The sequence below is a fragment of the Intrasporangium calvum genome (assembly GCF_028446585.1).
Lineage (GTDB): Bacteria > Actinomycetota > Actinomycetes > Actinomycetales > Dermatophilaceae > Intrasporangium > Intrasporangium calvum_A.
In genome coordinates this window covers 13,481-37,955 of record NZ_JAPFQL010000009.1, presented here as the reverse complement: position 1 = coordinate 37,955, position 24,475 = coordinate 13,481, and the positions used below count along the sequence as shown (strand labels likewise).

Sequence of the window (24,475 nt, the reverse complement as noted above, 5' to 3'; positions counted from 1 at the left end):
GGCGTCATCGAAGCCGCCGTGCATCTATCAGTTATCAGGTGGCGCCGACACTTCTGAGGGCGCAAACCCCAAACGTTTGGCTTCGCCAAGGATTTTCTCGCCCTGAACTGCCTGCTTGCGGGAGTTCGACTTACCGGCCGCCGCGTTCTTTCCCAGGCTGAAGGCCAGGCTTCGCTGCCAAGGCATCAGGTTGTTGGTTTGTTTGGCCCATTGGCTCAGTTCGAACCAAGTCTGGGCGGCGACGGCCGACACGGTCAGCATCGCAATCTTCTCCGCATCGCTGAGGATCTCACCCACGCTCGAATCAGTCGTGGTCGCCGTTCGACGCCCTGCTTGCAACAAGGTGGCTACGAGTTCACGACTCGGCTGCCACTCGATCGCTTGAACCGCCTTCCAGCAGTCCTCCTTCTTCGCCCACTCGCTGATGTTGCGTGCCCCGGCAGAGGCCACGAGCTTCGCGTGAACAAGTGAAGCGAGCTCTTCGATGGCGTGCACGAGTGGAGACGAGATCTCTTGGGCTCTCCAGATCGCGTCGAGATCGACGCGCTGAGCGGTCACGTTGAGAAGCTTCGCGAGCGTATAGGTGACCGCCTGCGCGCGGTAGCCTCCAAGCTGAAGACTGCCAATGGTGCGCTCAGCGCTGCGGAACAGGATGGCCTTGGCCACCAACGTCTGGAAGTACTCCGGGGTGAGCGTGAACCGGCCCCGCTTCTCCAGCCGCAACATGAACTCTCGGAAGTTCTTCTCCGCGCCTAGGGAAACGAGCCAAGGCAACTGGTCCCACGTATTCTCGAACTTCGCGACATCTGTCTTGGTGAACTTCTGACTGAGAGGGTGGACTTTCTTAAACTCCCGCTGTCTCGCCGGAGTCCGTTCACGCGCGTGCGCGTCGGCGTATTGCCCCCGGGCCCGCTCGTAGTACCAGCGAGTCATGTGAGGTCCTCCGCCGGAGCCAGGCGCCCAGACGATCCGTGAGAGCTTCTCAAGCTCCACGTGGAAGGGGTCGTTCGCCGTGAAGTCAGCCATATTCACGCGATTCTGACTGTTGGCGAACTGGCTTATGAGCGGTACCAGCTCGCTGAGGCGGTCGGGCTCGACAACAGAGAGCTTCGACTCCACGTGCACTTCGGACAGATCGGCTTTGGTCTTCACTTTTGCGTAGTGCAACGATGCCGTCGTCTGGCCGCCATTGACTATCTGCAGGTCATGGATGCCTGCGATGGCTCGCCCCCCGCCGGGTGCGTCCACGAGCTCCACTGCAGATGCCGTCATGGATATGCCGTTGTTGTATGCCAAGAAGCGCGCGGGCTCGTTACGGATCGTCTCCTGGATGCCGCGATTGACCTTTCCCCGAGACTGGAGGAAGGATCGCACGTTCAACTCCAACAGTCGCGGCCCATACAGTTCATACACGCTCGCCAAGAACTCACCCGGGAGCGTCAGTAGGTACGCCTCGTAGCTGTCCTTTTGACCATGTGGCCCCAAGCAGGGGATTGGCTCGCCCCACAGTTCGACTACGTTCACGGTGATGGGCTCCTGTGCTCGACCACTTGAGTCGAGCTTTCGGAGTCGGCCCAAATCCCAAACGTCATAGCGCACCCCTCGACCCTCGAAGTCGGTGGGCTCGGGCACGTTTGTCTTGAGTTCGGCGTTGGTCAGTAACGTGAGGCGAAGTTCTCCCACGTTCTTCCAAGCCTCATGGATGCGCTGGGCCATGTCCCAACCTGTGGATGTTTCTTCTAGAGTGCGCCACAGCCCATCCTTCGCCTGTTCGACGAACCGCAGAAGGCGCTTGAACTGGGCATCAAGATCGCCCTTTCCCAAGCTCTCTACGCCGTTCGCGGAACGATAGTCCGCAAGGAACATGTGGAGCGTTCCCTCGTCTTCGCTTAGCTCGAACCCGGACGCGCGAGCGCCCCTAGCCGCATATGATGCGGCCCTAGCGTCGTCTGTTTCACCTGCCTCCGTGAGCACGTCAAGCATGTACTCGACGAATCGTGATGGCAGCGTTGCCTCGTTCCCCTCTTCAGAGGCCGCGAGGATCACCGCTTGCTGCAGGCGCTCGTTGAACTCGGCAAGGCTGTCATTCATTCGTGAATCCCAAGACTCTGGTCATGTGGTCGATGGTTACGAGGAAGGGCTCGAGGGCCGATCGGTCGATGCGGTAGTGCACGTTGCCTATCCCTGCAGGCAGCATGGTTGGGACCAAGCGTGGGAAGTCGTTGAGCACTTGGAAGATCTCGACCGATCGCAGCGCGTATCGTTCGGTCCGAACGTCCGCGTGGCTCCCTCGCCACCCGGCACTCAACAGCTTGTCCCCCAGTTGCGAGGCCGCATACGGCGAGAGCTTCACCAAGTCGTGTGAGGCATTCACGATGTCGGACAGCGTTGCGCCTGTACCGTCCTGACGCTCATCCAGCTCCAAATAGGCGAGGAACAGGTTGTCGGCCCCGGTGGTGTCCAGTTGCCGCTCTGAGCTGATGTGGAGTTGCCCCGAGCCGGTGCCGCGGTATGACTTCACCTCTATCGCACCGTCCGCGAACTGGAAGTCTTGGAGACCGGGATCCGGGCCGGTCCAATGGTCCACAGCCCGCGAGGGTCCCAAGGCCGGGATCATTGTCTCGTTGAGGAGGGTGAGCTCTGCGAAGAGACCGGCCGCTGCCTCCGCGGAAAGGGGCGAGTCCCGACGAGCGAAGAAGTCCTGCCAGGCGATCACTCGCTCGATGATTCGGCTCGCAGCGCCATCGCCGGGCGAGTCATCGAGGAGGGCGAGGATGTCGGAGACCAGGTCCTCGAACTGACCCGTGCGCATGGGCGTGGTCTCCCGCAGCTGGATGACTGCACGGCGCGGGGTCTCGAGGACCACCTTGACGTCTAGGCCCCGCATCTTCGGCACCCTCTTGGGCATGCTGCCGATAGTTGCACCGGTGAGGCGCAGCTCGACAAAGCGCTCTCGTGATGGTCGGTGCTGGCCGACGAACGCATCGTGCTCGAGATGGGGAAGAACACGCCGCACGAGCGAGCCGTCAGCTAGTGGGTCGCCTTCGATTTCGGCCCACACCGTCTGATAGTCATTCATACGCCGTCCTCGTCATCCTCGCCCCCGTACGAGCCGTATTCCTGCTCCCAGAAGACCTTGTTGACTTGGTAGGAGATCGGCTGGGCCCGGTCGGACGCCGGGAACGAGATCGCGAAACCGACCAAGGGTGTTTCCAAGACTTCCCGCGGATCCACGATCGCCGACGGGTGATCACCGTCACCCGTCAGTCGCACCCGGGCAGGGTCCGGATCGAGCGGGTACAGGATCAGCAGGCCCTTGTCTGCTGGGCGGGAGAGCCGCTCGAACAGACCACCGGGAACGGAGGGTGCAGACTCGGACTTGTTTTTTCTCGTGCTCTCGTTCCAAGCCCTGACCGTCTGCCGCAGCAGGTCATTCCACAGATCCGTGTTCTTGTCCAGATCGACAATTTCGTGCCGTGGACTGCCGACGCGCCGGACGGTGTAGCGGTCCAAGCTGACCTCGAGAGGCGCACGTCGTGTCAAGCCGATCCGAAGGCCGGCGATATCCTCGACCGTCGCCTCTTTGGACGATACATCGGCCAACGCCACCGTCCACGTCGTGAGTTCGCCATCAGCCAAACGGGATTGGATGTAGTCGATGAGAGCCTTGGGTTGGGTTTGGATGGCGGCCTTGTCGGGAACATAGTCCTTTACGAACGATATGACCGGATCGGGGGGGACGTGACGCCAGACCCTGAGTCCTGCGGTTGCCCTCGGGGCCGGGCCGAGCGCGCCGAGGAGCCGCTCCAGCTGTGACCAATTGTCCTTTGCGGCGCTCTTTGCAAACGAGATGGTCTCGGAGATTGTCGCCGAGTAACTGATCTTCAGGCTGGTGGAATGGCGCAGCTTCGACGGCGATGTGACGAGCAGACCATCCGGATGCTGACGCACTCGAAGTCCGTACTGTTCGGGTGTCCGACCGATGGCCGCCATGGCCTCGAACTCGGACTGGAGTTCGGCGGCCGCCGCGGTGATCGCTACATACCACCTTGTCAGATGGGCGGTGGTGTACAGGCGGCAAACGTCTAGGTATCCCGGGCGGTACCCGAACCAGCGTCCCATCTGCATCAGGGTGTCGTACATCTTGCTGGCTCGGAGGTAGTAGCTGACGCTGAGGCCCTCCAAGGTCAGGCCACGCGACAACTTGTCCCCGCCGATGGCAATGACACTGAGACCGTCAGGGTGATCCACATACTCGAGGGCGTCTTGCGACGTTCCGTTCACGGTGTGAACACGAGTGCGGGCTGCGACTGTGGCCATCTCGGCCCAGACGCTTTCGAAGTCAGGAAGCTCCGAGACTAGCTCCGCCACATCCTCCGTGCCCAACAGCTCCCGGGTCGTCGGCAGGTGGTCGCTGGTGAAGAGGGCGTGCGCCGCCGTGCGAAGGGCGGGGTTGTTCCCCTCCCCGTACTGGAGGCGGTCCGTGTAATCCTCCAAGGTGGCCTTGACCTGGTCGGCGACCTGTCTCTGGACGTTTGTGTAGCGGGTGACGTGGATGAGCATCGAATTGTGCTTGGCACCTTGGCCGCGAAGGCTGCGCACCGCCCCGCCGATGAGGAAGGAGAGGATCGCTTCTCGGAGGCTGCCGGGCAGGTCGCCTTGGAGGGTGACGTCTGCCTTGTGCCCGTCGGGTAGCCATGCGTCGTAGTCGGCGACATGACGGACGATGGGCAGCGAATCAATGTGCTCCCGTGCTGCAGAGCCGTCGTCCTGCACCCCAAACACTCGCGCCGGACCGATGTAGCTGCTGGGGGCGGGAAGGCTGACTATGAAGCTGCGGGGAAAGAGGTCCTCTCCCGCCACCCGGTGTTGTTTGTCCGGGGAAATGAAAATGTTGGCGTACGGTGTCGCGGTGTATGCCACGTAGGCGGACTGCTCGAAGGTGTCCAAGAATTTGCGAATCAGGCCGTTGATCGTGGTCGGGTCCACCTCCTTGGGGTCTTGGCCCCGCTTGGGTCCGTTGGTGTCGACACTGGCGTAATCGGCCTCGTCGTCGATTACAAGCACGGGCACGCCCCGGACGATTGGCCGGCCGGTTTCGGGGTTGGTCTCCTTGCGTAGCGCAGTCGCCCACTCATAGAGGTTCGTGAGAATGGACCTGTGCTTTTTGACGACCAACACGATCGGGTCGTTTCCGCCCACAACAACGCCGATGTTCTTCGCTACCGCGAGACTGAAGTCGCCGGTTTCCTTGGATGATGTGAACGAGTTGACGGGAAGGAATCTGCCACCGAATCGGCCGACACCGATGAGACTGCTGCCTTCAGTCTGGTCGAAGCGGAGGTTCTTTCGGGTGTCGAAGCCGAGGATGCCTTCGTCTATTCGAGCTTGCGTCTGGCTGCGCAGGCTGTTGTGCACGCCAGCCAGCACGACCACGAGCTTGTATCCGCTGTCCAAGGCCTTGGCCACTAAGCCCGTGTAGTTTCCAGTTTTGCCCGACTGTACTTGGCCGGCCACCAGACCTCTTCGGTCCCATGCGCCCGGTCGATTTGGTGCCTCGAGGCGTCCCAAGATGTCGTCGGTCGTTTCCGCCACGCTCTTCACGCTGGCCGAGGGGAGCTGCTGATGCTCTCTCATGAATCGTTGGTATCGGTCCCAGAAGGCCCATTTGATCTCGGGACGGCGTTCCTCCAGCCACTTGACGTGATCCCCATCATCCGCCAAGGAGGTCCAGTTGCCCACGTAGACGTTGTAGTCAGCCTCCAGGTCGCGGACGAGCTGCTCCAGTTCGTCAGAGTTGTTTTGGCCGTCGGCGCCTAGAAGTTTGGCAACCTTGTGAACCCATTCATGGATCAGGTCAGTTGTGATCTCATCGCTGCTCTGTTTAGCCGCGTCAAGCCGCACGAGGACCATCGAGCGCACTTCTTGGATGGACCCACTCATGCGATGCTCTCCCTAAATGCTTCGACGACTTCCGGATACTGGATGAATGGCTCTGCAGCAGCGATTCTGGCGAGTGCATCTGCATTGTCGAGCCCTTCGTCTACCAAGCCGTCGAACACGAAGCGCAGTAACGGGGCGAGTTCCGGACGGCTCTCGGAGAAGGGTACGGGCTGTTGGTCGAGCGCGTCCGCGATGGAGACCCCGATCATGGTCGTCGGAATGGTCTCCTCTATGAACCTTAGCGACCGCTCAACGATCCGCTTATTGTCGCCGCTTGCGTCGAGGAGTGCTCTGATGACTGGGTGCGCTCGGTTCACGCGATAGCGAAGCTCGCCATCGCGTGTCTTATACTGGAGCCACGCCATCACGAAGTCCTGCGACGTTCTGCGCACCATGAGCTTGCCTCTGTGCCGGTATATTTCCTCCGCCTGCCTGCGCGTCGCCGTCGCGATGCGTCGGAGATCAGCCTGGAGCGGACCTGGGGCCCTCGCTGAGGATTTCTTCACATCCACTTGCCACTCGTGATCTAGAGTGGTGGGGATATCCACGGCGATTCGTGCCAGTTTCGTGTGCTCCTCCTTGGCGAATCCGAGCCCCAGCCAGTCGCCTTGCACGAGCAGACGGTCGCCTCGGTATAGGTAGAATCCCTGCTGTTGGTTCCAGCCCGCCTCGCCGGCACCGTCCCGTTGCTCTATGTCCGTCAACTTGGATCGGTGGGGTAGCACCAGCGGGGTCACGTCGACGTGCGAACCCTTCAACGGAAGTCTTTCCGTGCCCAAGTTCTGCGTGGCTGGATGAGATTCCATGAAGGGGTCCCACGGCTGCAACGTGGTCCCGTTGAGCCTAATGGTGACCTTGCCCCGGCCCACCATGAACCGATGGAAGACGGCGGCAAGGTGGACGCCCACCTTGCGAGCGACTTGGTTAAAGCGAGACTGTGCCTTGGTGTCGGCTACGTCGGCTTGGCCAACGAGACGGTCGCATTTGGTCCAGACGACCAAGGTGCCGGGGCCGAGGCCGAGATCTTCGCCGGCCAAGGACGCAGGAGCGGATCTGAGCAGGCGCCATTCGCCGGATGCCCCAACCAGGTCCAGGTCCCACCGCCGCACCGACTTCTCCGAGTCAGCAGTTCGGGTGATGACTGTGAGCTCGCGCGCTTGTGAGAACGAGGCCGTCTTGAGCCCGAGCCCGAACCTTCCCAAGTCCTTCGGGTCGCGTTCTTCGAGCGGGCTCGCGCTCCCTGGTCGCATGGCGTCAAAGAGTGCGGCGCTGTCCATGCCGCGGCCGTCATCGCGGACGGCGACGTGGGATTCGGCGCCGTTCCAGTAAAACTCAACGTCGATGGTGCGTGCGCCGGCCGAGATGCTGTTGTCGAGAAGATCTGCGACAGCCGCCTCGGGCGAGTAGCCGAAGGCGCGCAGAGACTCGATCAGAGCGTCTGCTCGCGGTTCAGCGATGTCCCAGTCGTCCACTCGCCTGTCCCCCTGTTCATGGTTGGGTCTTTTCATCGCCGAAATGACCCTAGCTGACCCGGCCGATGCTCCTGTGAGCCCGTCGGGTCTCCGAGGGTCCAGCGACCACGGTGGAGGGACCGACACTCACACGCAACCGGATTGGCATTTCTACGAGCCGTTCCCGCACTTCGCCCGCCGTAGCTGACGCGGGTCAGGCGCGGCCGAGGATTCCAGCCACCACTTCCGCCAGGGCACGCGCTAGGAGCGGCGGCACGGCGTTGCCCACCTGCTGATATTGCTGAGTGCGGTTGCCCATGAAGAAGTAATTGTCGGGGAATGTCTGCAGGCGGGCCGCCTCGCGGACCGACAGACTCCTCATCTGCGAGGCATCGTAGTGAATGTAGTAGTGCCCGTCCTTTGCGATGTGGGACACCACCGTCGTGCTCGGTTCATGACGCAGCTGAACGCGGAACCTGTCGTTGAACGGAGCGTCGGGACTGGCGGCGTTACGGTGCTCTGGTCGAAGGTTCACGGGAAGGTCGCCGAGCCGCGGCGACCTCTTCTCGTGCTTAGCTCGCTCCGCCAGGTACCCGTATCGCACGAGGTCGGCGGCCATGTGGGCACGGCTCTCGTGGAGGGTCACGCCCGCGATCCTGCCGTCCAGCAACCAGTCGGCAAGTGGGCCCGCCGGCAGTTTGGGGACATAGCCCGGCATGAAGGGTTCTCCGACAGGTGGTATCCGGCGACCCGTGGATGGAGGCTTGCCAGCAGTCGAGAGCGCGATCAGGCGCTGCTCGGCCCAGGCACTCTCGGAATCTCGGGTCCGAGGGGTCAGACGCGATCGTATGGGGGGGAGGTCGCCGATTGCGGCCGATACCGGAATGAGGGGAAGTGGGATCAGCTGCCTGGGTGCGGGGAGGGCTGTAGCGCGTAGCACTCCCAAAAGGATTACCCGGTGTCGCTTTTGAGGTACACCGTAGAGCTCGCTGCGGATGATGAAGTCCTTCGGCTGAAGTTCAGCGCGTCCGGGTGCCACGAACGAGTAGACGTCGTACCCCTCGTCACCATCCGGTCCACGGAGGTCGTCCATGATCTTTCTGAAGATCGCGCCCCCCTCGTGCTGCGACGACAGCATCCCCTTGACGTTCTCCATCACAAAGATGGCAGGCCTGAACTTGCGGATGATGTGGAGATACTCGCGGTAGAGCAAGTGTTTCTCGTCCGTGGCGAATGTCGGGTCACCCGTCCGACGCGCGCGCCCCACGAGTGAGTACGCTTGGCACGGTGGGCCGCCGATCAGGACCCAAGGCTCATCGTGGCCACCCGCGGCTGCCAGTGCCGTCCCGATCAGCTCATCCGTCTCTTCGCGTGTCGAAGGGCCGAGCTTGATCTGGTGCACTTCGCTGGTTGCGTGCTTCATGGCCTGAGCGATGTGCGGAATGTCCACGAACTCCGGGTAGGTCAGCTCCCGTCTGAGGAAGGAGTAATACTCTTCTGGAAAATGCCCGGCGTCTTCAGCGACGAGACGCATTGCTGTACGCAACACCAGTGTCGAATGAGCGCTTTGCTCCATTTCAAATGAGGCCACCGTCCTGAACTTCCGGCCCCCCTCGCCGCGGAGCGATGAGAAACCCTCGTTGAGGCCCCCTGGACCTGCGAACAGATCGATAACGGGAACGGGCTTCATGGATCCCCCAGTTGGTCGATTGGTGCCGCACGTGCCCTTGCGAACGTCGCGGTGGTGCCAGGGTACCAGGTGCCAAGGACAGTCCGGGTACCCTCACCCTCATGGCGGGACGCAGCTCGTGGGCATCATCCCCTGCAGTTCGCGCGACGATGAGGGGCAACCGCGGGCGAGACACAGGCCCGGAGTTGGCGCTGCGGCGAGCCCTGCACGCCCGAGGGCTTCGGTACTTCGTGAACCGGCGGCCGGTACCCACCATCAGGCGAACCGCCGACCTCGTCTTCCCCACGGCCCGTTTGGCCGTGTTTGTCGATGGCTGCTTCTGGCACGGTTGCCCAACGCACCACGTTGCTGCCAAGGCCAACGCTGAGTTCTGGGCGGAGAAAGTCCGGCGCACCCGCGAGCGAGACGCGGAAACAGATCTCCATCTGGCTGAGGAGGGCTGGACAGTGCTTCGGATATGGGAGCACGTCGCAGTCGAGCAAGCGGCTGACCTCGTTCACGAAGCTGTTCTCAACGGCCGCGCGATCGGGGGCAGCCGGGGCCATCCTGCCGCCCGTTGAACCCACGCGCTGAGCGCACTCACTCAGAAACCCACGCCCCTTGGACTTGCTCCGTTCGGACGGCAGTACTCGACCATGGCCGTTCTCCACCCCGGCGTTCGGGCGGAACGACGCCCGTAGGTGGGGATAACGCGGCGCCGACCTAGCGGAGATCAGGCGCCTCGCTCGCGATGTCGTCGAAGAGCACGCCGAACACACGCTTGGATGACATCTCGGCCTGCTTCTCGGCCCTCGTGTCGAGACAATCGGCACTACACCCTGGCTTGCTAGCCAATGTCATCCTCCGCTCCGGACCGGGTGTTCGGCCGTCGGCTGGGTGCGGTGACGCGCTCCTACTCCCCCATCGGGATCTGGCCGATGGCCAGCCTTAGCAAGCGATTCACCTCCCGATATGTCAGGTCCTCGCCACACCAAGTCACCACGTCTCGCGCTGAGAGGCCCTCGACGTCGGTGAGCTTCTGCAGAGCGAGGCCGGCACGCCGTTCGCAGTCAGCGATGGCGGCCTTGCGCTCCTCGAGGGCGGTGAGGGCGTCGACGGCGAGGGCTTCGATGCGCTTGTCGCGTTCGGCACGTTCCCGCCGACGCTGGGCTTGAGCATCGAGAGCTGCTCGTCGAGCGGCCTGCCGCGTTGATTGCTGTCCCATTTCGGATCTCCTTTCGAGGGTGCTCCCCTCCCGAAGGCTGACGCCGCCCTCACACGGTCACCGCCACAGACCCGCATCTGCGTACCCCGCCGCGAAGCGACCGACCCCCTGTCCCACACACCTCTTGCATTCCCGGGGCGACCTTGGCCGAAGTTGCATCTGATGCAACGACCGCAGGGAGGCCGCGGGCTCCTTCGGGCTGGTGTGACGATGTCGATCCACAAGCTGACCGCGGGGTCGGGGTATGACTACCTGACCCGGCAGGTGGCTGCTCTGGACGCGACGGAGCGCGGTCACACGGGGTTGGCGAGCTACTACACCGCCAAGGGCGAGGCGCCCGGCGTGTGGGTCGGTTCGGGCCTGGACGGTATCGAGGGTCTGGCCGCCGGGGACGTGGTCACGGCGGAGCAGATGCAAGCCCTGTTCGGGTCCGGCCACCACCCGTTGGCGCACGAGCGCCGCGCCCGCTTGGCCGGCGACGCGAGCGACGAGCAGGTGCAGGCGGTCACCCGACTGGGCCAGCCGTACAAGGTCTACGCCGGGGACGTGAGCGCGTTCCGGCTCGAGGTCGCCAAGCGGATCGCCGCCTTGAACACAGAAGCCGGCCTGCCGCAGGACTCGCCTGTCGCTCTGGAGGAGAGGGCTCGGGTCCGCACCGAGGTCGCGACCGAGTTGTTCCGCGCCGAGCACGGCCGGGACCCGGAGGATGCCCGGGAGGTCGCCGCGACCATCGCGAAGCATTCGCGTCCGCGGACGAACGCGGTGGCCGGCTACGACCTGACCTTCTCCCCGGTGAAGGCGGTCAGCTCGCTGTGGGCGATCGCCTCCCCCGAGGTCGCGGCGCGGATCGAGCGGGCCCATCAGGCCGCGGTCAAGGACGCCCTGACCTTCATCGAGGAGCAAGCCCTGTTCACCCGGACCGGGACGAACGGGGTCCGTCAGGTCGACGTGCTGGGGCTGGTGGCGACGGCGTTCACGCACCGTGACTCCCGCGCCGGTGACCCGGACCTGCACACGCACGTCGCGGTCGCGAACAAGGTGCAGACCCTTGACGGGCGGTGGTTGAGCATCGACGGTCGGGTGCTGTTCAAGGCGACCGTGGCCGCGTCGGAGACGTACAACACCGCCTTGGAGCAGCACCTGCGCGCCGACCTGGGCGTGACGTTCGCGGAGCGCCCGCAAGAGGACGCGCGCAAGCGGCCGGTGCGCGAGGTGGTCGGTGTGGACCCGCGGCTGAACGAGCGCTGGTCCTCCCGCCGGCGCAGCATCGAGGCGCGCCGCAGCGAGCTCGCGGCCGACTTCCAGGCCGCTCACGGGCGGCCGCCGACGCCGGTCGAGTCGATCCAGTTGGCGCAGCAGGCGACCCTCGAGACCCGTGAGGCGAAGCACGAGCCGCGCAGCCTCACGGAGCAGCGGCAGGCGTGGCGGGCACAGGCGATCGAGGTCCTCGGCGGCGCCGACGCCCTCGACACCATGGCCCACGACGCCCTGTCCCGCGAGCCCGAGCGGGCCGTCCGGGTGGACGACGCGTGGGTCGAGGCGGCCGCCCAGCAGGTCGTGAAGGCTGTCGAGTCCCGGCGCGCGACGTGGCAGGTGTGGCACGTCCGGGCCGAGGCGCAGCGCCGGGTCCGCGCCGCCGGCCTGGCCGCGGGTGAGTCGGAGCAGGCCGTGGACCGGGTCGTCGAGCAGGCCCTGACCGGCGGCTCGGTGTCCCTCGCCCGCCCTGATGACGGCCTCGTCGAGCCGCCTGCGTTGCGCCGTCGCGACGGGGCGAGCGTGTACACGGTGGCCGGCGCCGACCAGTACACCTCGGCGCGGGTGCTGGCCGCCGAGCAGCGGCTCGTCGCCACGGCCGGGCTCGCGGACGGGTATGCCGCAGGGGCGGCGAGCGTGGACCTTGCACTGCTCGAGGCGACCGCGAACGGCACCACCCTCAACGCCGGGCAGGCGGCGCTGGTGCGCTCGATGGCGACCTCCGGCGCGCGGCTGCAGCTGGCGATCGCGCCCGCCGGGGCCGGGAAGACCACCGCGATGCGGGCCCTCGCCGGGGCGTGGACCGACGCCGGCGGCGAGGTCATCGGGCTCGCGCCGTCCGCGGCCGCGGCCGCCGCGCTGCGCGAGCACACCGGCACCAACACGGACACCCTCGCCAAGCTTGTCTGGTCCATCGAGCACGACGACCTGCCCGACTGGGCCGCCACCATCGGCCCACAGACGCTGGTCGTCATCGACGAGGCCGGCATGGCCGACACCCTCTCCCTCGACGCCGCGGTCGCGTTCGTCGTCGCCCGCGGCGGCAGCGTCCGCCTCATCGGCGACGACCAGCAGCTCGCCGCGATCGGCGCCGGCGGGGTGCTGCGCGACATCGAAGCGAGCCACGGCGCGGCGCGCCTGACCGAGCTGATGCGGTTCGCCGACCCCGCCGAGGGCGCCGCCTCCCTCGCGCTGCGCGACGGGCGACCGGAGGCGCTCGGGTTCTACCTCGACCACGGCCGCGTCCACGTCGGTGACCTCGCGACGATGACCGAGGACGTGTTCACCGCCTGGCAGAACGACCGCGCCGAGGGTCGCGACGCGATCATGCTGGCCCCCACCCGCGAGCTCGTCGCCGAGCTGAACCAGCGCGCCCGCGCCCACCGCCTCACCCAGGAAGCCATCCCGGCAGCCCGTCATCGACGTGTCCCGGCGCCCGCTGGGCGGGGCCCAGGGAGCGAGTCCAGCGGCATACGCGGCACCAGCCATGACAACCGGGCGGCGCGTCTGGCGGACGGGAACGAGGCGTCCGTCGGGGACCTGATCATCACCCGCGCCAACGAGCGACGGCTGCGGATCTCGGCCACCGACTGGGTCAAGAACGGCGACCGGTGGACCGTCCGCGCGGTCGGCGCGGACGGCGGGCTGTCGGTGCAGCACACCCGCACCGGGCGCCTGGTCACCCTGCCCGCGCGGTACGTGACCGCCTCGACCGAGCTCGGCTACGCGACCACGGTCCACGGGGCGCAGGGCGTGTCCGTCGACGTCATGCACGGCCTGGCCACCGGCGCCGAGTCACGGCAGCAGCTCTACACGATGCTCACCCGGGGCCGGCACGCGAACCACGTCTACCTGCAGGTCGTCGGCGACGGCGACCCGCACACCGTCATCCGCCCCGAGACCATCAGCCCGCCGACCCCGACCGATCTGCTCGAGACGGTCCTCATCCGCGACGACTCCCCCACCTCCGCCAGCACCCTGCTGCGCGAGGCCGCCGACCCGGCCGTGCTGCTCGGGCAGGCCACCTCCCGGTACGTCGACGCGCTGTATGCCGCCGCCGAGGACTTGCTCGGACCCGAGGCCATCGCCTCGGTCGCGTCCACCGCGGAGGCCCTGGTTCCCGGGGTGCGCGAGGAGGCGGCGTGGCCGACGCTGCGCGCGCACCTGCTGCTGCTCGGCGCGTCCGGGACCGACCCGGCCGCGGCGTTGCGGGCCGCGATCGAGGGCCGCGAGCTCGACACCGCGGGCGACCGGGCGGCCGTGCTCGACTGGCGCCTGGACGACTCCGGGCTGCGCAACGCCGGCCCGTTGACAGGAGTGGCGCCGCTGCCCTGGGTGCCCGCCGTTCCCGCTCGGCTGGCGGCGGATCCGGTGTGGGGCCAGTACCTGACCCGGCGCGCCGATCTCGTCGGCGACCTCGCCGCGCAGGTCCGAGCCGCGGCCAGCCAAGCCGAGACCCCGGCGTGGGCGACCGGACTGGGGCGGCGCGTCGACGCCGCCTTGACTGCAGAGGTTGACGTGTGGCGGGCCGCGATGCAGGTCCCGGAATCGGACCGCCGGCCGACCGGGCCGCGGCAGCTCGCGAAGGCGCCGGCGCTCTGGCAGCGCGACCTCGACGCGCACCTGGCGGCCGGGCACGCGCCCGCCATGGACGAGTGGGCACCGCTGCTGCGGCGGGTCGCGCCCAGGCTGGCGGGTGACGAGTTCGCCCCGATCCTCGCCGAACGGCTCGCCGCGCTGTCCCGCGCCGGCGTCGACGCCAGAGCCCTACTCGAGCGGGTGGCGGCGCAGGGGCCGCTGCCGGACGACCACGCCGCGGCCGCGCTGTGGTGGCGGATCAGCCACCACGTCGAGCCCGCGGTCGCCACGGCCGCTGACCCCTCTGGCGGGCTGAGCGCCCCCTGGACGCACCGGCTCACCGCGCACGTCGGAGCCGACCGCGCCGCCGCCATCCAGACCAGCGCGTGGTGGCCGGCGCTCGTCACGGCCGTCGACCACGCGCTGGCTCGCGGCAACCGAATCGACGACCTGCTCGACACCGCCGGACGCCACCTGGACGGCGTCGATGTCGACGAATGCCACGCCATGGTCTGGCGCATCTCCGTGCTGACCGAGCCGGCCAGTCACGAGCCCCACGACGGCGAGGATCTTGAGGTCGCGCCGGAGGACCTGCTCGTCGACGTCGAACCGCCCGCCGACGCGCCGACGGCCGCGGAGTGGGAGGCATACCTCACCGGCCACGGCGAAGGACTGGAACCGCTGACCGAGGACGGCTCGCCAGCGCAGGCGGTGGAGGCGGAGCTGCAGCTCGCGGCCCTGGTCCGCGACACGATGGGACCGCTCGACCCGTCCGAGCCCGAGATCCAGCACCTGCTCGAGCGGGCGCACGAGTGGGACCACTGCCCCGTCACCCGGGAGCGGATGGTTGAGGTCAACGAGCTGAGCCTGGCGTTCTTCGAGGCGCGGTTCGAGCGCAGCTGGGTCCGTGACTACCTGGCCGCCCGCTTTCACGAGGACCTGGCCGGCCACCTCGCTTTGGGGGCCGACTACCGGCCCGGCTACGCCCCCGCCGGGTGGACCGGCCTCGTCGAGCACCTGCGTTCCCTCGGCGTCACCGACAAGGAGATGACCCTCACCGGAGTCGCCACCATCGTCCGGACCGGGCGGCTCATCGACCGGTTCCGCGACCGTGCCGTGCTGCCCATCATCGACGGCGGGCAGGTGCTCGGCTTCGTCGGCCGCCGCCACCCCCACCTGACCGACGCCGACAACGCGGGCCCGAAGTACCTCAACACCGCCGACACGCCCCTGTTCCACAAGGGCGCCCAGCTCTTCGGGGTCCTCCCCTGGCTCCGCGATGCAGGAGCGGTTCCGGTGCTCGTCGAGGGCCCGATGGATGCCATCGCGGTCACCCTCGCCACCGGCGGCAGCCACATCGGGGTCGCACCGCTCGGCACCGCCCTGACCGAGGCGCAGGCGAGGCAGTTGGTCGGCCTCGCCACCTCAGCGGGCACCGGCCCGGTCGTCGCGACCGACGGAGACCTCGCCGGCTGGATGGCGGCCGAGCGGGCGTACTGGCTACTTGCCCAGCACGGCGCAGAGCCGCTGTCGGTGCGCCTCGACGACGGAACCGACCCGGCGCAGCTGCTCGCGGCCGAAGGCCCGGCAGGCCTGTCCGCGCTGCTGCGCATGCCGCGGCCGCTCGGCCATGTCCTCGTCCATGAGCGGCTCGCGAACCTACCCGGGCAGCAGGCGGTCGAGGCTGCCGCGGCCATCGTCGCAGCCCAGCCCAGCTCCGTCTGGGAACCGGCGGTGGGCGACATAGCCGCGGCGACGGGTGCCCACCCGCGAGAGGTCCGGCGGGCTCTGCTCGCCGCCTCCCGGGCATGGAACGCCGACCCCCGCCCGGTCGCGCAGCAGCAGCTGGCCGGACTGCACGAGGTCCGGACCCGGATGGGACAGGGACCCGGGGAGCCAGCCCAGCGGCATACGCAACGACGGACGCCGCGGGAGAGCCCCGCCGAAGAGGCACTGCGGCCCCGCCCGGTTCCCAACAGGGCGGACGCCCAAGCCCCCGCGGCGCCGCGGCGCTGAGGCTCGAGCACGTGGATCGAGTCGTGCGTGAAGCGAAATCAGGCCATGGCGATGGCTTCGGGGGATGGTTCCGCAGACCGCGGCGGCGGAGCGGTGGACTCGCGAACGATCACAGCGGTGTGCAGCTTCTGGTGCGGGTGGCGTGCGTTGCCGTGGATGGTCGAGACCAGGAAGTCCGCGGCGACGCGCCCCTTGGCTTCGGTTGGCTGGCGGACCGTGCTCAGTCGGGGACGGACCCACATGGCCTCCGGCTGGTCGTCAAAGCCTGCGACGGACACCTCAGCCGGGACTGCCACACCCAGTTCGTAGGCCGCATCTAGGACGCCTGCTGCGAGGATGTCTGAGAGGGCGAACACTGCCGTGGGACGGTTGGTCCCCCGGAGCAGCTCGAGTCCCGCCTTGTAGCCCTCAGCTCTGGTGCAGGGCACCTCCGTCAGGGTCACGTTGTCGTTGTCGCGGCTGAGCCCGACGGCGGCGAGTGCCTGGTCGATGCCGGTGACGCGTCGTCCCAGCGGCCCGCGGTACTCTCCGGCGGCGTTCTCGGGACCGGACTCGAATGCGAGGATGGCGATGCGCCGGTGGCCCAGGTCGAGTAGGTGGGTCATCATTGCCGCCGCGCCGGCCGTGTCATCGACCTCGACGCTGGGCGAGGTGTGGTCGCCGTCGCTGTCGACGAGGACGTAGGGGATGCCGCGTCGCTCGAGCTCCGCGACTTCGCCGCGGTCCTTCTCGAGTCCGGAGACGATGAATCCGTCTACGGCCGCGTAGGGAATGGCTTCGAGCATGGAGTTGCGCAGTGGTGGGACGAGCAGCAGCGTGTAGCCCTCTTGGTGGCACACCTGACCCACGCCGATGATGAACTGGGTGTAGTACGGGTTCTCCATGGCTTGCGGAATATCCTGTGGCAGAAGGATGCCCAGCGAATTCGTACGGCCGTGCACGAGCATTCTTGCGACAGGGTCCGGTCGGTAGCCCAGTTCTTCGGCCGCCTTCAGAATGCGTTGACGTGTGGCGTCACCGAGTCGCGCAGGGTCGTTGAAGGCGAAGGACACGGATGTACGCGACACGCCTGCGGCCTTGGCGACGTCCTTGGCCGTAGCTCTTCGCACGCCGTCACTCAAGCTTGACAATGGAAACCCCCATCCCTGGCACAGCGACATCGTCGCACCTGACCTGCTCTCCGGTGAGCAGATCGGTTCCGGGGCGGCCAGCGAAACCTGCGACCGCGACATGCACGCCAGTCCGAGCTCGGTTTGCCAGGATGAGCAGTTCCTCCTCGGGGTGGACGCGGGCTCGCACGATGGTGTTCTCGGCGGCTTGGATGGTGCGCTCGCTGCCGCGGCGGAGGGCGACGTGCGCCTGCCTCAAGGCCGCGAGTTGACGTACCCAGGCGAGCAGTTCATGGTTCCAACGGGCTGCGTCCCAGATCATGGCGCCACGGCAGTCCGGGTCGTTGAACCCGGTCATGCCGATCTCGTCGCCGTAGTACACCATGGGGGCTCCCTCTGCGGTGAACAGCAGCGCGAAGGCGAGCTTTGTTGCCTCGACGTCGCCGCCGCAGTGGGTCAGGACGCGTTCGGTGTCGTGGCTCCCGAGCAGGTTCAACATGAGTCCCTTCGCGTCGGGCGGGATCTCCTTGTCGATCTCATCGAGCTCGGCGGCGAACGACTCACCTCCGCCTCTCCACTCCGAGACGAAGTTCAAGATGGCGTCACGCAGGCGGTAGTTCATGGCCGCATCAGAGGTGGCTCCGGTGGTCCACTCGGTGGCCTTCTCCCAGACCTCAGCGACGATGTACTGCTCCGGGTCGTGCCCCTTGACCACGGCGCGGAACTGCTCCCAGAACCGCGGGTTCTCGAGCATGTAGGGCACGTCCAGACGCCAGCCGTCGATTCCCGCGCTCATCCATTTCTGGGCAGCGCCGAAGAGGTGGTCGCGCACGTCGGGGTTGTGCACGTTGAGCTTGGGCAGGTACCAGCAGCCCGAGCAGGTGAGGTAGTTCGGCTCCGGGTTCGCGCTGACGGGGAACTGGGCCACCGAGAACCAGTTGACGTACTCCGACTGGTCGCCGCGGGCGATGACGTCCTGGAAGAAGGGGTGGTCGTAGCCGCAGTGATGGAACACGGCGTCGAGCAGAACGCGGAGCCCCATGTCGTGCGCCGAGTCGAGGAATGTCGCGAATGCGGTATCGCCGCCCAGCCGCGGGTCGATCGTGTAGTAGTCGGTGGCGTCGTAGCGATGGTTCGTCGTGGCGCTGAAGACCGGGGTCAGGTACAGGGCGTTGGCCCCGAGCGATCGGAGGTGTTCCAGCCGTCGGGTGATCCCGGGCAGATCCCCGCCCATGAGGTTGTCGCGGGTGGGTGGCGTTCCCCACGGCTCGACGCCAGGAGGGTCGGTCGCGGGGTCCGCGTTGTCGAACCGCTCCGGGAAGATCTGGTAGAAGATCGCGTCACGTACCCAGTCGGGTCCACGCCTGTCGGGGCTGTCGGTCACGAGGTTTCACTCCTTGACTGCGGTGGCGGCGAGGCCGCGCACCAGGCTGCGCTGCAGGTACATGAAGATGGCGATGGCGGGCACGGCCGCGATGACGGTGCCGGCCATCAGATAGTGCGGATACGGCCCGTACTTGCTGGTGAAGGCGGCCAGGCCCAGCTGGATCGTCCGGTACTGGTCGTCGCTGGTGACCAGTAGTGGCCAAAGGAAGTCGTTCCAGGCGAAGAGGAACGAGAAGACGGCGACGCTGACCAGTGCCGGCTTGCTCAAGGGCAGGAGGATCCGAAACAGGATCTGCATCCGGTTGGCCCCATCGATCCTGGCCGCCTCGTCGAGCTCCATGGGAAGAGATAGCAGGTACCCGCGGATCACGACAATCCCGAAGACGTCCGCGAGCCGGGGCACGATGAGCGCGGCATAGCTGTTGAACCACCCGAAGCGGATGACCAGGTCGAACGCGGGCAGCACCGTCAGGAACGTCGGTACCAGCATCGTCGCGACCAGCCCCAGGAAGATCGCGTTCCGACCCGGGAACCGCAGCCGGGCAAGCGCGTAGGCGGCCAGCGTGTCGAGCAGCAGGTGGCCGGCCACGATGCCCGCCGCCATGACCACCGAGTTCAGGTAGTAGCCGGCGAAGGGGGCCGCGGCCAAGGCCTGCGGGTAGTTGGACCACTCGAACTGCTCCGGGACCAGATAGGGAGGCTGGTGCACCTTGTCGAAGGACTTGAGGCTGGTAGTGATCATCCATGCGAATGGCGCCACGATCAGGACGGAGAGGCCGAGCAGGAGCAGGTGACGGCCAAGAGCGCGTGCGGCGGCATACGGCCTGCTCATGTCTGGTCCTTCCCACCCAGGCGCCACTGGATCCAGGTCAGCGCGAAGACCAGCGCGAAGCCGGCATAGGCGATGGTGGCTCCGTAACCGAACTGCCCGGTGACGAACGCCGTCCGGTATACGAGGAATCCGACGACCTCGGTGCCGCCCATCGGGCCGCCCGCGGTCAGCTGGTAAACCAGATCGAAGGACTGGAACGTCACGACAAGTGCTTGGACGACGACGAAAAAGGTCATCGGTGCAAGCAGGGGAAGCGTGATGTGCCTCATCCGCTGCCAGGGTCCGGCGCCGTCGAGGGCAGCCGCCTCGTACACCTGGGCGGGAAGGGCCTGCATGGCCGTGAGGTAGAGAACCGTGTTCAGGCCGAGCTGCTTCCAGACCGTTAGCAACGTCAGGCTCACCAAGGCCAGATGCGGATCACCGAGCCAGTTGGTTTCGCCCAGCCCGACCTGCTCGAGGGCGGAGTTGACCGGACCGCTGACATCGAAGAGGTACCTCCAGACCGCGGCTGCGGCAATCGAGGAAGTGACGACAGGCAGGAAGAACGCGGTGCGGTATACCGCGCGGCCACGGAAGGCACTGTTGAGCAGTGCTGCCGCGCCCACCCCCGTGATGACGCTGAGGACGCTGACTCCGAGCCCGTAAAGGACCGTGACGACCATCGAGTTGCGGAAGGCCGGATCGGCCATGAGCTTGCCGTAGTTGTCCAGTCCCACGAATGGCCGGTCCGGGCTGATGCCGTCCCAGCTGGTCAGTGAGAGCAGTCCCGTGGCCACCAAGGGGTACACCACGAACAGCCCGATGACCAGCAGTGCCGGGGCCAGACACAAGGCCGCGGTTATCAGGTCGCCACGGCGATAACTCCGGCGGACGCGGCGGGGGGCGGCCCCGGCTCGTTGCACGGCCGGGTGCGTGATGGGCGTGCTTGGCCCGCGGCCAACCTCAGCCGTTCGGTCACGCACGCCCATCACGACCGTCTCACTTGCCGCTGAGGATCGCGTTGACCTGGGTCTCTGCGTCTGCCAGTGCCTGGTCAACAGCCTTGCCATGCAGGGCCTCCTCCACCTGCTTGGCGAAGGCGAGGGAGACCTGCGGGTAGAGCGGGGTTGCCGGACGGGCCTTCGCCGTCGGGAGGGCGTCGACGAACGGCTGCAGCTCGGGAAGGGTGTTCTTGACGAAGTCCTTGTACTCGGCCGACTCGGCGACTGACTTGCGGACAGGCAGGAATCCGGTCTTCTCACTCCAGGAGGTGTTCTGGGCCGGGTCGACGAACCAGGTCAGGAATTCGCCGGCGGCCTTCTGCTCTACCTTGTCCTGCGTGAACACGACCGCCTGCTCGCCACCCATGTTGGTGGCGGGTTGCCCGTCGGCCGGGTGCGGGATCTGTGCCACGCCAAAGTCGAACGGCGGCTTCGGCTTCCAGATGCCAGCCATCCATGAGCCTTCCTGTGCGGAGGCGGCCTTGCCCTTCTCGAACTCGCCCCAAGGAGCGAGTGGGCTGTCCTTGGCCTTGACCAGGTCGACCCAGAACTGAAGGGCCTTCTTCCCTGCCTCCGAGTTGAACGCGGCCTTGGTGTTGTCCTGGTTGAGGAACTCGCCGCCGGCCTGCCACAGGGAGACCTGGAAGTTCCAGGTCACGCCTTCGCCGTCAGTGCCGGGCGTCGTGAACAGCTCGAAGCCGGGCTTGCCCGTCGCCTGTCGGATCTTGGCCGAGGCCGCCTTGAGCTCGTCCCATGTCTGGGGCGGGTTGGCCGGGTCCAGGCCGGCCTTGGTGAAGTCGGTCTTGTTGAACATCCACGCCAGAGTGTTGGAGGAGACAGGGATGGAGATTTGCTTTCCGTCCTGGCTGCCGAACTTCAGCATCTCGGGGTAGATGTCGGACCACGTGTTCTCGCCGACGAGGGGCTTGAGGTCGACGGCCTGCCCGGTCTTGGCCATGCGCGGCACGGTCACCAGGTCGCCGATGACGATGTCGGGAAGGGTGCGTGACTGCGCTGCAGCCTGCAGCTTGGTGAGCAGATCCGAGCCGGGAACGTTGACCAGTTTCAGCGTGGTGTTCGGGTGGGAGCCCTCGAAGGTCTTGGCCATGGAGGCGAATGTGTCGCCGTTGTTGCCGTCCCAGTAGTGCCACACGGTCAGCTCGGCCTTGCCGTTCCCGGCGGAGCCGGCCGCGGGTGCCGATCCACCACCACAGGCCGCGGTGGCCATCACTCCGAGAGAGGCCGCCAAAGCGACCGCCACCCGTACAGACTTCCTTGTCATGCCGGATACCTCCTTGGTTAGTAACTCGGTTTACTAACCGGAACCTTTGACCATGGGGTGGGCGCTGTCAAGACCCTTCGCGGAGGATCTTCTGGCCACTCCCCCACCCGCTCCCTGCAGGAGGGTCCAGCGACCGACCCTCCCCGAGCTTCGTCAAGGCACCCAGTCCTCGTTGACTTCGCCGGTCTCGAGGTCGACGACGGACAGTCGCTGCGGCGACACGCCCCGATGGACGCCGGCTGTTGCAGCGGCGACGTCGCCACGGAACAGGTCGGCGCGTTCGGCCCGGCTCGCTTGATCGGTGTGCCGGATGTGGCGGCCCTTGCTGGGCCACGCCTGGTGGCCCTCGTCGCAGTGGTTCCGCAGGCGGGCGCGCATCCGGTCTAGGAAGCCGGGCAGTGTGGAGCGGTGCCAGTCCTCGAGCAGGTCGCTGGTCAGGGTGGCGCCGGCGCGGCGGCGCTGGTCGGCCAGCACGGCGAGCTCGCGGACCAGGTGCGGGTGGTGGGGCCAGCACGGCGGGATGACCGCAGCGACGTCCCAGAGGTGCTCGTGATTGACCCATTCGACGACGGCGTCGAGCCAGGCCCACACCTCGGCGCGCAGGTCGGGGTGGCGGCAGGTGGCCGGGTCCCACGGCCGCGGCAGCCGCGCCGGATCACCGAGGGCACGGATCTGCTGCTCGCTGCCGGCTGCGAGGATGCCCAGCTCGCGGTAGGCGACCCGCATCAGCGGGCCCACCTCCGGGAAAGGCATGACCATGGGCCGGGCCCGCTCGTCGGTGCCGTCGGTCAGGGTCGGCGGGTTCAGCGCCACGTCTCGATGCTCTCCGGGGCCAGGCCCCGCCGGCGTGCCTCGGCCAGCGCGTCGGCGGCTCGAGCGGCCGCGGCGGGGGCGGTGCGGCGGGCGGTCGCCAGCTCGTCGCGGGCCCGGGCTTGGTCGCGCAGGAGACGCCGGCCGTCCTTGCCGTCGATGCAGCGGCTCAGGCGGGCGATGATCGGTCGCCCGTTCTCGGCGACGACCAGGGCGTGACGGTCGGGGATCTGGCGGATCTCCTCCGGACGCAGGATCGGGATGTCCTCGCCGGAGGTGGACCGCCCGCCCCGGCTGCCGCCGCTGCCGCTCTGCCAGGTGGTGCGCCTGACGCGGGTGGTGCCGACGAGGTCGGAGACCTCCTGGTTGAACGCGACGTCCTTGGAGCCGCCGAAGATGACCAGCACGTTGCTCAGGCCGAACAGGGCCCTGGCTTCCTGCTCGCCCAAGATCGCGGCCAGCTGCCGCCACGTCTGCGCGGCGTAGATGAAAGAGATGCCGAGCGCGCGCTCGTTCGCCATCCGGGTGCGCAGCGTCGGCAGCGGCGCGGTCGAGGGCAGCTCGTCCAGACAGGCGAGCATCGGCGGGCAGAGCCGCCCCCACGGGGACCGGTTCGCCAGGGCGAGGGCGGTGTCGAGGACGTGCTCCGCCAGCGCCGTCATCAGCGGGGACGCGGACGCGTAGGGGTCCTCCCGGCCGAGCAGGTAGATCGTGCCGCGGGCCTCGATCAGCTTCGCGATGTCGGTGGCCGGGTATCCCTGCCGGGGGACGCAGCGGCGGCGGATGTCCTCCTGGAAGAACAGGCTCATCGCCTGCTGGACGGTGGTGATCGTGTTGCCGGCGGTCCGGTCGTCGCCGTGCAGGGCGCCGTGCAGCAGGCCATGCCAGAACGGTGCCGCGTGCGGGTGGGCTCGCAGGATCTCGGTCGGCTCGGACGCCGCGTGCGGGTTCGCGACCCAGCGCAACACGTCCTCGAGGGTGCGCCCGGTCAACGCGGCGGCGTGGAAGTACGCCTGGAGCACCTTCGCGGCCTCAGCCGCGTAGAACCGCGCCGCGTCATCGCCCTGGCCGACCTGGACGGCGCCCTTGACGGTGCCGGCGGTGAACGCCTTCGCGCGCCGCTCGGCGACCATCGGATCGACGCACCCGTCGATCGGGTCCCACACCAGCTCCGGCACCCCGGGCGCGAGGCCGAACGGGTCGAGCACCACGCACGGCCGGCCCTCGCCGGAGCGCGCCGCCAAGGTCAGGAGCAAATCGTCGAGCTTCGTGAGCGTGACCAGCCCAGCGCCGGGCGCGGCCAGCAGTGCCGGGGTGAGCAGATCGAGGGTCTTGCCCGAGCCCTGCGGACCGATCACCCCAGCGGTGCGATCCCACGGCACCCACAGGTCGCCGCCACGCGGCTCGTGAGCCCGCCCGAGCGGCCAGCCGATCGCGGCCGGGTCGATCCGACGGACCAGGGTGACGGTCTTCATGCTCGCCCCCGGCCCTTGCCGTACAGGTCGGGGCGGACGATCGCCGCATGGCGGCGCAGCCGGGACCGGCCGAGCAGCCGCTCCGCCTCCTCCCGGGTCGCCACGCCCCGAACCCTGGACGGGCCCCAGAGTCGAAGGCCGGCCCTGATCCCGGCGACGATCAGCCCCAGGACGACCAGCTCGACAGCGGCAATGCAGACCCACAGCACGGTGGACGGCGCGACCGTCGGGTGCGCCGCCGTCAAGCCCGCACTGGCGTCACCCCCGAGAAGACCGGGGAGGCTGGTGAACAAGTCCGCCCGGTCCGGGAACTCCCACCAGCCGGCGCTGAGCAGGTTGGCGACCCCCCGACCGACGTGGGCGCCCACCACGATGAGGAGAAGCGCTCCGACGACGATCGCGAGCGGCACCTCCCACGGGGTCGGGTGAGGATCGTTGCGACGAGCGCGCTGCATGGCCAAGCTCC

16 protein-coding genes are annotated in these 24,475 nt (G+C 67.2%); 2 read left to right on the top strand and 14 right to left on the bottom strand.

The window, feature by feature from the left end; genetic code table 11:
- Window positions 1-27 precede the first annotated feature (27 nt).
- The 5 genes from OO014_RS03545 to OO014_RS03525 form a co-directional block, all read right to left on the bottom strand.
- Window positions 28-2,091 carry an AIPR family protein gene (locus OO014_RS03545; RefSeq protein WP_272460891.1) on the bottom strand — a complete coding sequence of 688 codons (2,064 nt, stop codon included), beginning with the start codon at window positions 2,089-2,091 and terminating at the stop codon, window positions 28-30.
- Complete coding sequence (locus OO014_RS03540) at window positions 2,084-3,079, bottom strand: PD-(D/E)XK motif protein (protein ID WP_272460890.1); 996 nt, start codon at window positions 3,077-3,079, stop codon at window positions 2,084-2,086. Before OO014_RS03540 ends, OO014_RS03545 begins: the two co-directional genes overlap by 8 nt.
- Complete coding sequence (locus OO014_RS03535) at window positions 3,076-5,943, bottom strand: Z1 domain-containing protein (RefSeq protein WP_272460889.1); 2,868 nt, start codon at window positions 5,941-5,943, stop codon at window positions 3,076-3,078. Before OO014_RS03535 ends, OO014_RS03540 begins: the two co-directional genes overlap by 4 nt.
- On the bottom strand, window positions 5,940-7,415 hold the full coding sequence (locus OO014_RS03530; protein WP_272460888.1) for an ATP-binding protein: 1,476 nt from the start codon (window positions 7,413-7,415) through the stop codon (window positions 5,940-5,942). The genes OO014_RS03535 and OO014_RS03530 overlap by 4 nt, the downstream gene beginning before the upstream one ends.
- 193 nt (window positions 7,416-7,608) lie before the next feature.
- Complete coding sequence (locus OO014_RS03525; RefSeq protein WP_272460887.1) at window positions 7,609-8,928, bottom strand: DNA cytosine methyltransferase; 1,320 nt, start codon at window positions 8,926-8,928, stop codon at window positions 7,609-7,611.
- 257 nt (window positions 8,929-9,185) lie between these two features.
- On the opposite strand from OO014_RS03525, the gene OO014_RS03520 reads away from it, so the two are divergent.
- Complete coding sequence (locus OO014_RS03520) at window positions 9,186-9,644, top strand: very short patch repair endonuclease (protein ID WP_272460886.1); 459 nt, start codon at window positions 9,186-9,188, stop codon at window positions 9,642-9,644.
- A gap of 332 nt (window positions 9,645-9,976) precedes the next feature.
- On the opposite strand, the gene OO014_RS03515 is transcribed toward OO014_RS03520, so the two are convergent.
- Complete coding sequence (locus OO014_RS03515; protein WP_272460885.1) at window positions 9,977-10,288, bottom strand: hypothetical protein; 312 nt, start codon at window positions 10,286-10,288, stop codon at window positions 9,977-9,979.
- 210 nt (window positions 10,289-10,498) lie between these two features.
- Here OO014_RS03515 and mobF point away from each other — a divergent pair, with 210 nt between their 5' ends.
- Window positions 10,499-16,135: a MobF family relaxase gene (mobF, locus tag OO014_RS03510; RefSeq protein WP_272460884.1), complete on the top strand. Its 5,637-nt coding sequence runs from the start codon at window positions 10,499-10,501 to the stop codon at window positions 16,133-16,135.
- Between the two features lie 38 nt (window positions 16,136-16,173).
- On the opposite strand, the gene OO014_RS03505 is transcribed toward mobF, so the two are convergent.
- From OO014_RS03505 to OO014_RS03470, 8 genes are all read right to left on the bottom strand, one after another.
- Window positions 16,174-17,295 (bottom strand): LacI family DNA-binding transcriptional regulator, encoded by a 1,122-nt coding sequence (locus OO014_RS03505; RefSeq protein ID WP_272460883.1) that lies wholly within the window; start codon window positions 17,293-17,295, stop codon window positions 16,174-16,176.
- Window positions 17,249-18,628, bottom strand: coding sequence for a glycoside hydrolase family 13 protein (locus tag OO014_RS03500; protein ID WP_272460882.1), 1,380 nt, complete (start codon window positions 18,626-18,628; stop codon window positions 17,249-17,251). The genes OO014_RS03505 and OO014_RS03500 overlap by 47 nt, the downstream gene beginning before the upstream one ends.
- A 6-nt stretch (window positions 18,629-18,634) precedes the next feature.
- Entirely contained in the window at window positions 18,635-19,462 is an 828-nt protein-coding gene (locus OO014_RS03495) for a carbohydrate ABC transporter permease (RefSeq protein WP_272460881.1), read from the bottom strand.
- Window positions 19,459-20,430 (bottom strand): carbohydrate ABC transporter permease, encoded by a 972-nt coding sequence (locus OO014_RS03490; protein ID WP_272460901.1) that lies wholly within the window; start codon window positions 20,428-20,430, stop codon window positions 19,459-19,461. Before OO014_RS03490 ends, OO014_RS03495 begins: the two co-directional genes overlap by 4 nt.
- Before the next feature lie 10 nt (window positions 20,431-20,440).
- A complete protein-coding gene (locus OO014_RS03485) occupies window positions 20,441-21,724 on the bottom strand; it encodes an ABC transporter substrate-binding protein (protein ID WP_272460880.1) in 1,284 nt (427 codons plus the stop codon).
- Between the two features lie 153 nt (window positions 21,725-21,877).
- Window positions 21,878-22,537, bottom strand: a complete 660-nt coding sequence (locus OO014_RS03480) for a hypothetical protein (protein ID WP_272460879.1) — start codon at window positions 22,535-22,537, stop codon at window positions 21,878-21,880.
- Window positions 22,528-24,009 carry a type IV secretory system conjugative DNA transfer family protein gene (locus OO014_RS03475; RefSeq protein WP_272460878.1) on the bottom strand — a complete coding sequence of 494 codons (1,482 nt, stop codon included), beginning with the start codon at window positions 24,007-24,009 and terminating at the stop codon, window positions 22,528-22,530. Before OO014_RS03475 ends, OO014_RS03480 begins: the two co-directional genes overlap by 10 nt.
- On the bottom strand, window positions 24,006-24,464 hold the full coding sequence (locus tag OO014_RS03470) for a hypothetical protein (protein WP_272460877.1): 459 nt from the start codon (window positions 24,462-24,464) through the stop codon (window positions 24,006-24,008). The genes OO014_RS03475 and OO014_RS03470 overlap by 4 nt, the downstream gene beginning before the upstream one ends.
- Window positions 24,465-24,475: the final 11 nt, after the last annotated feature.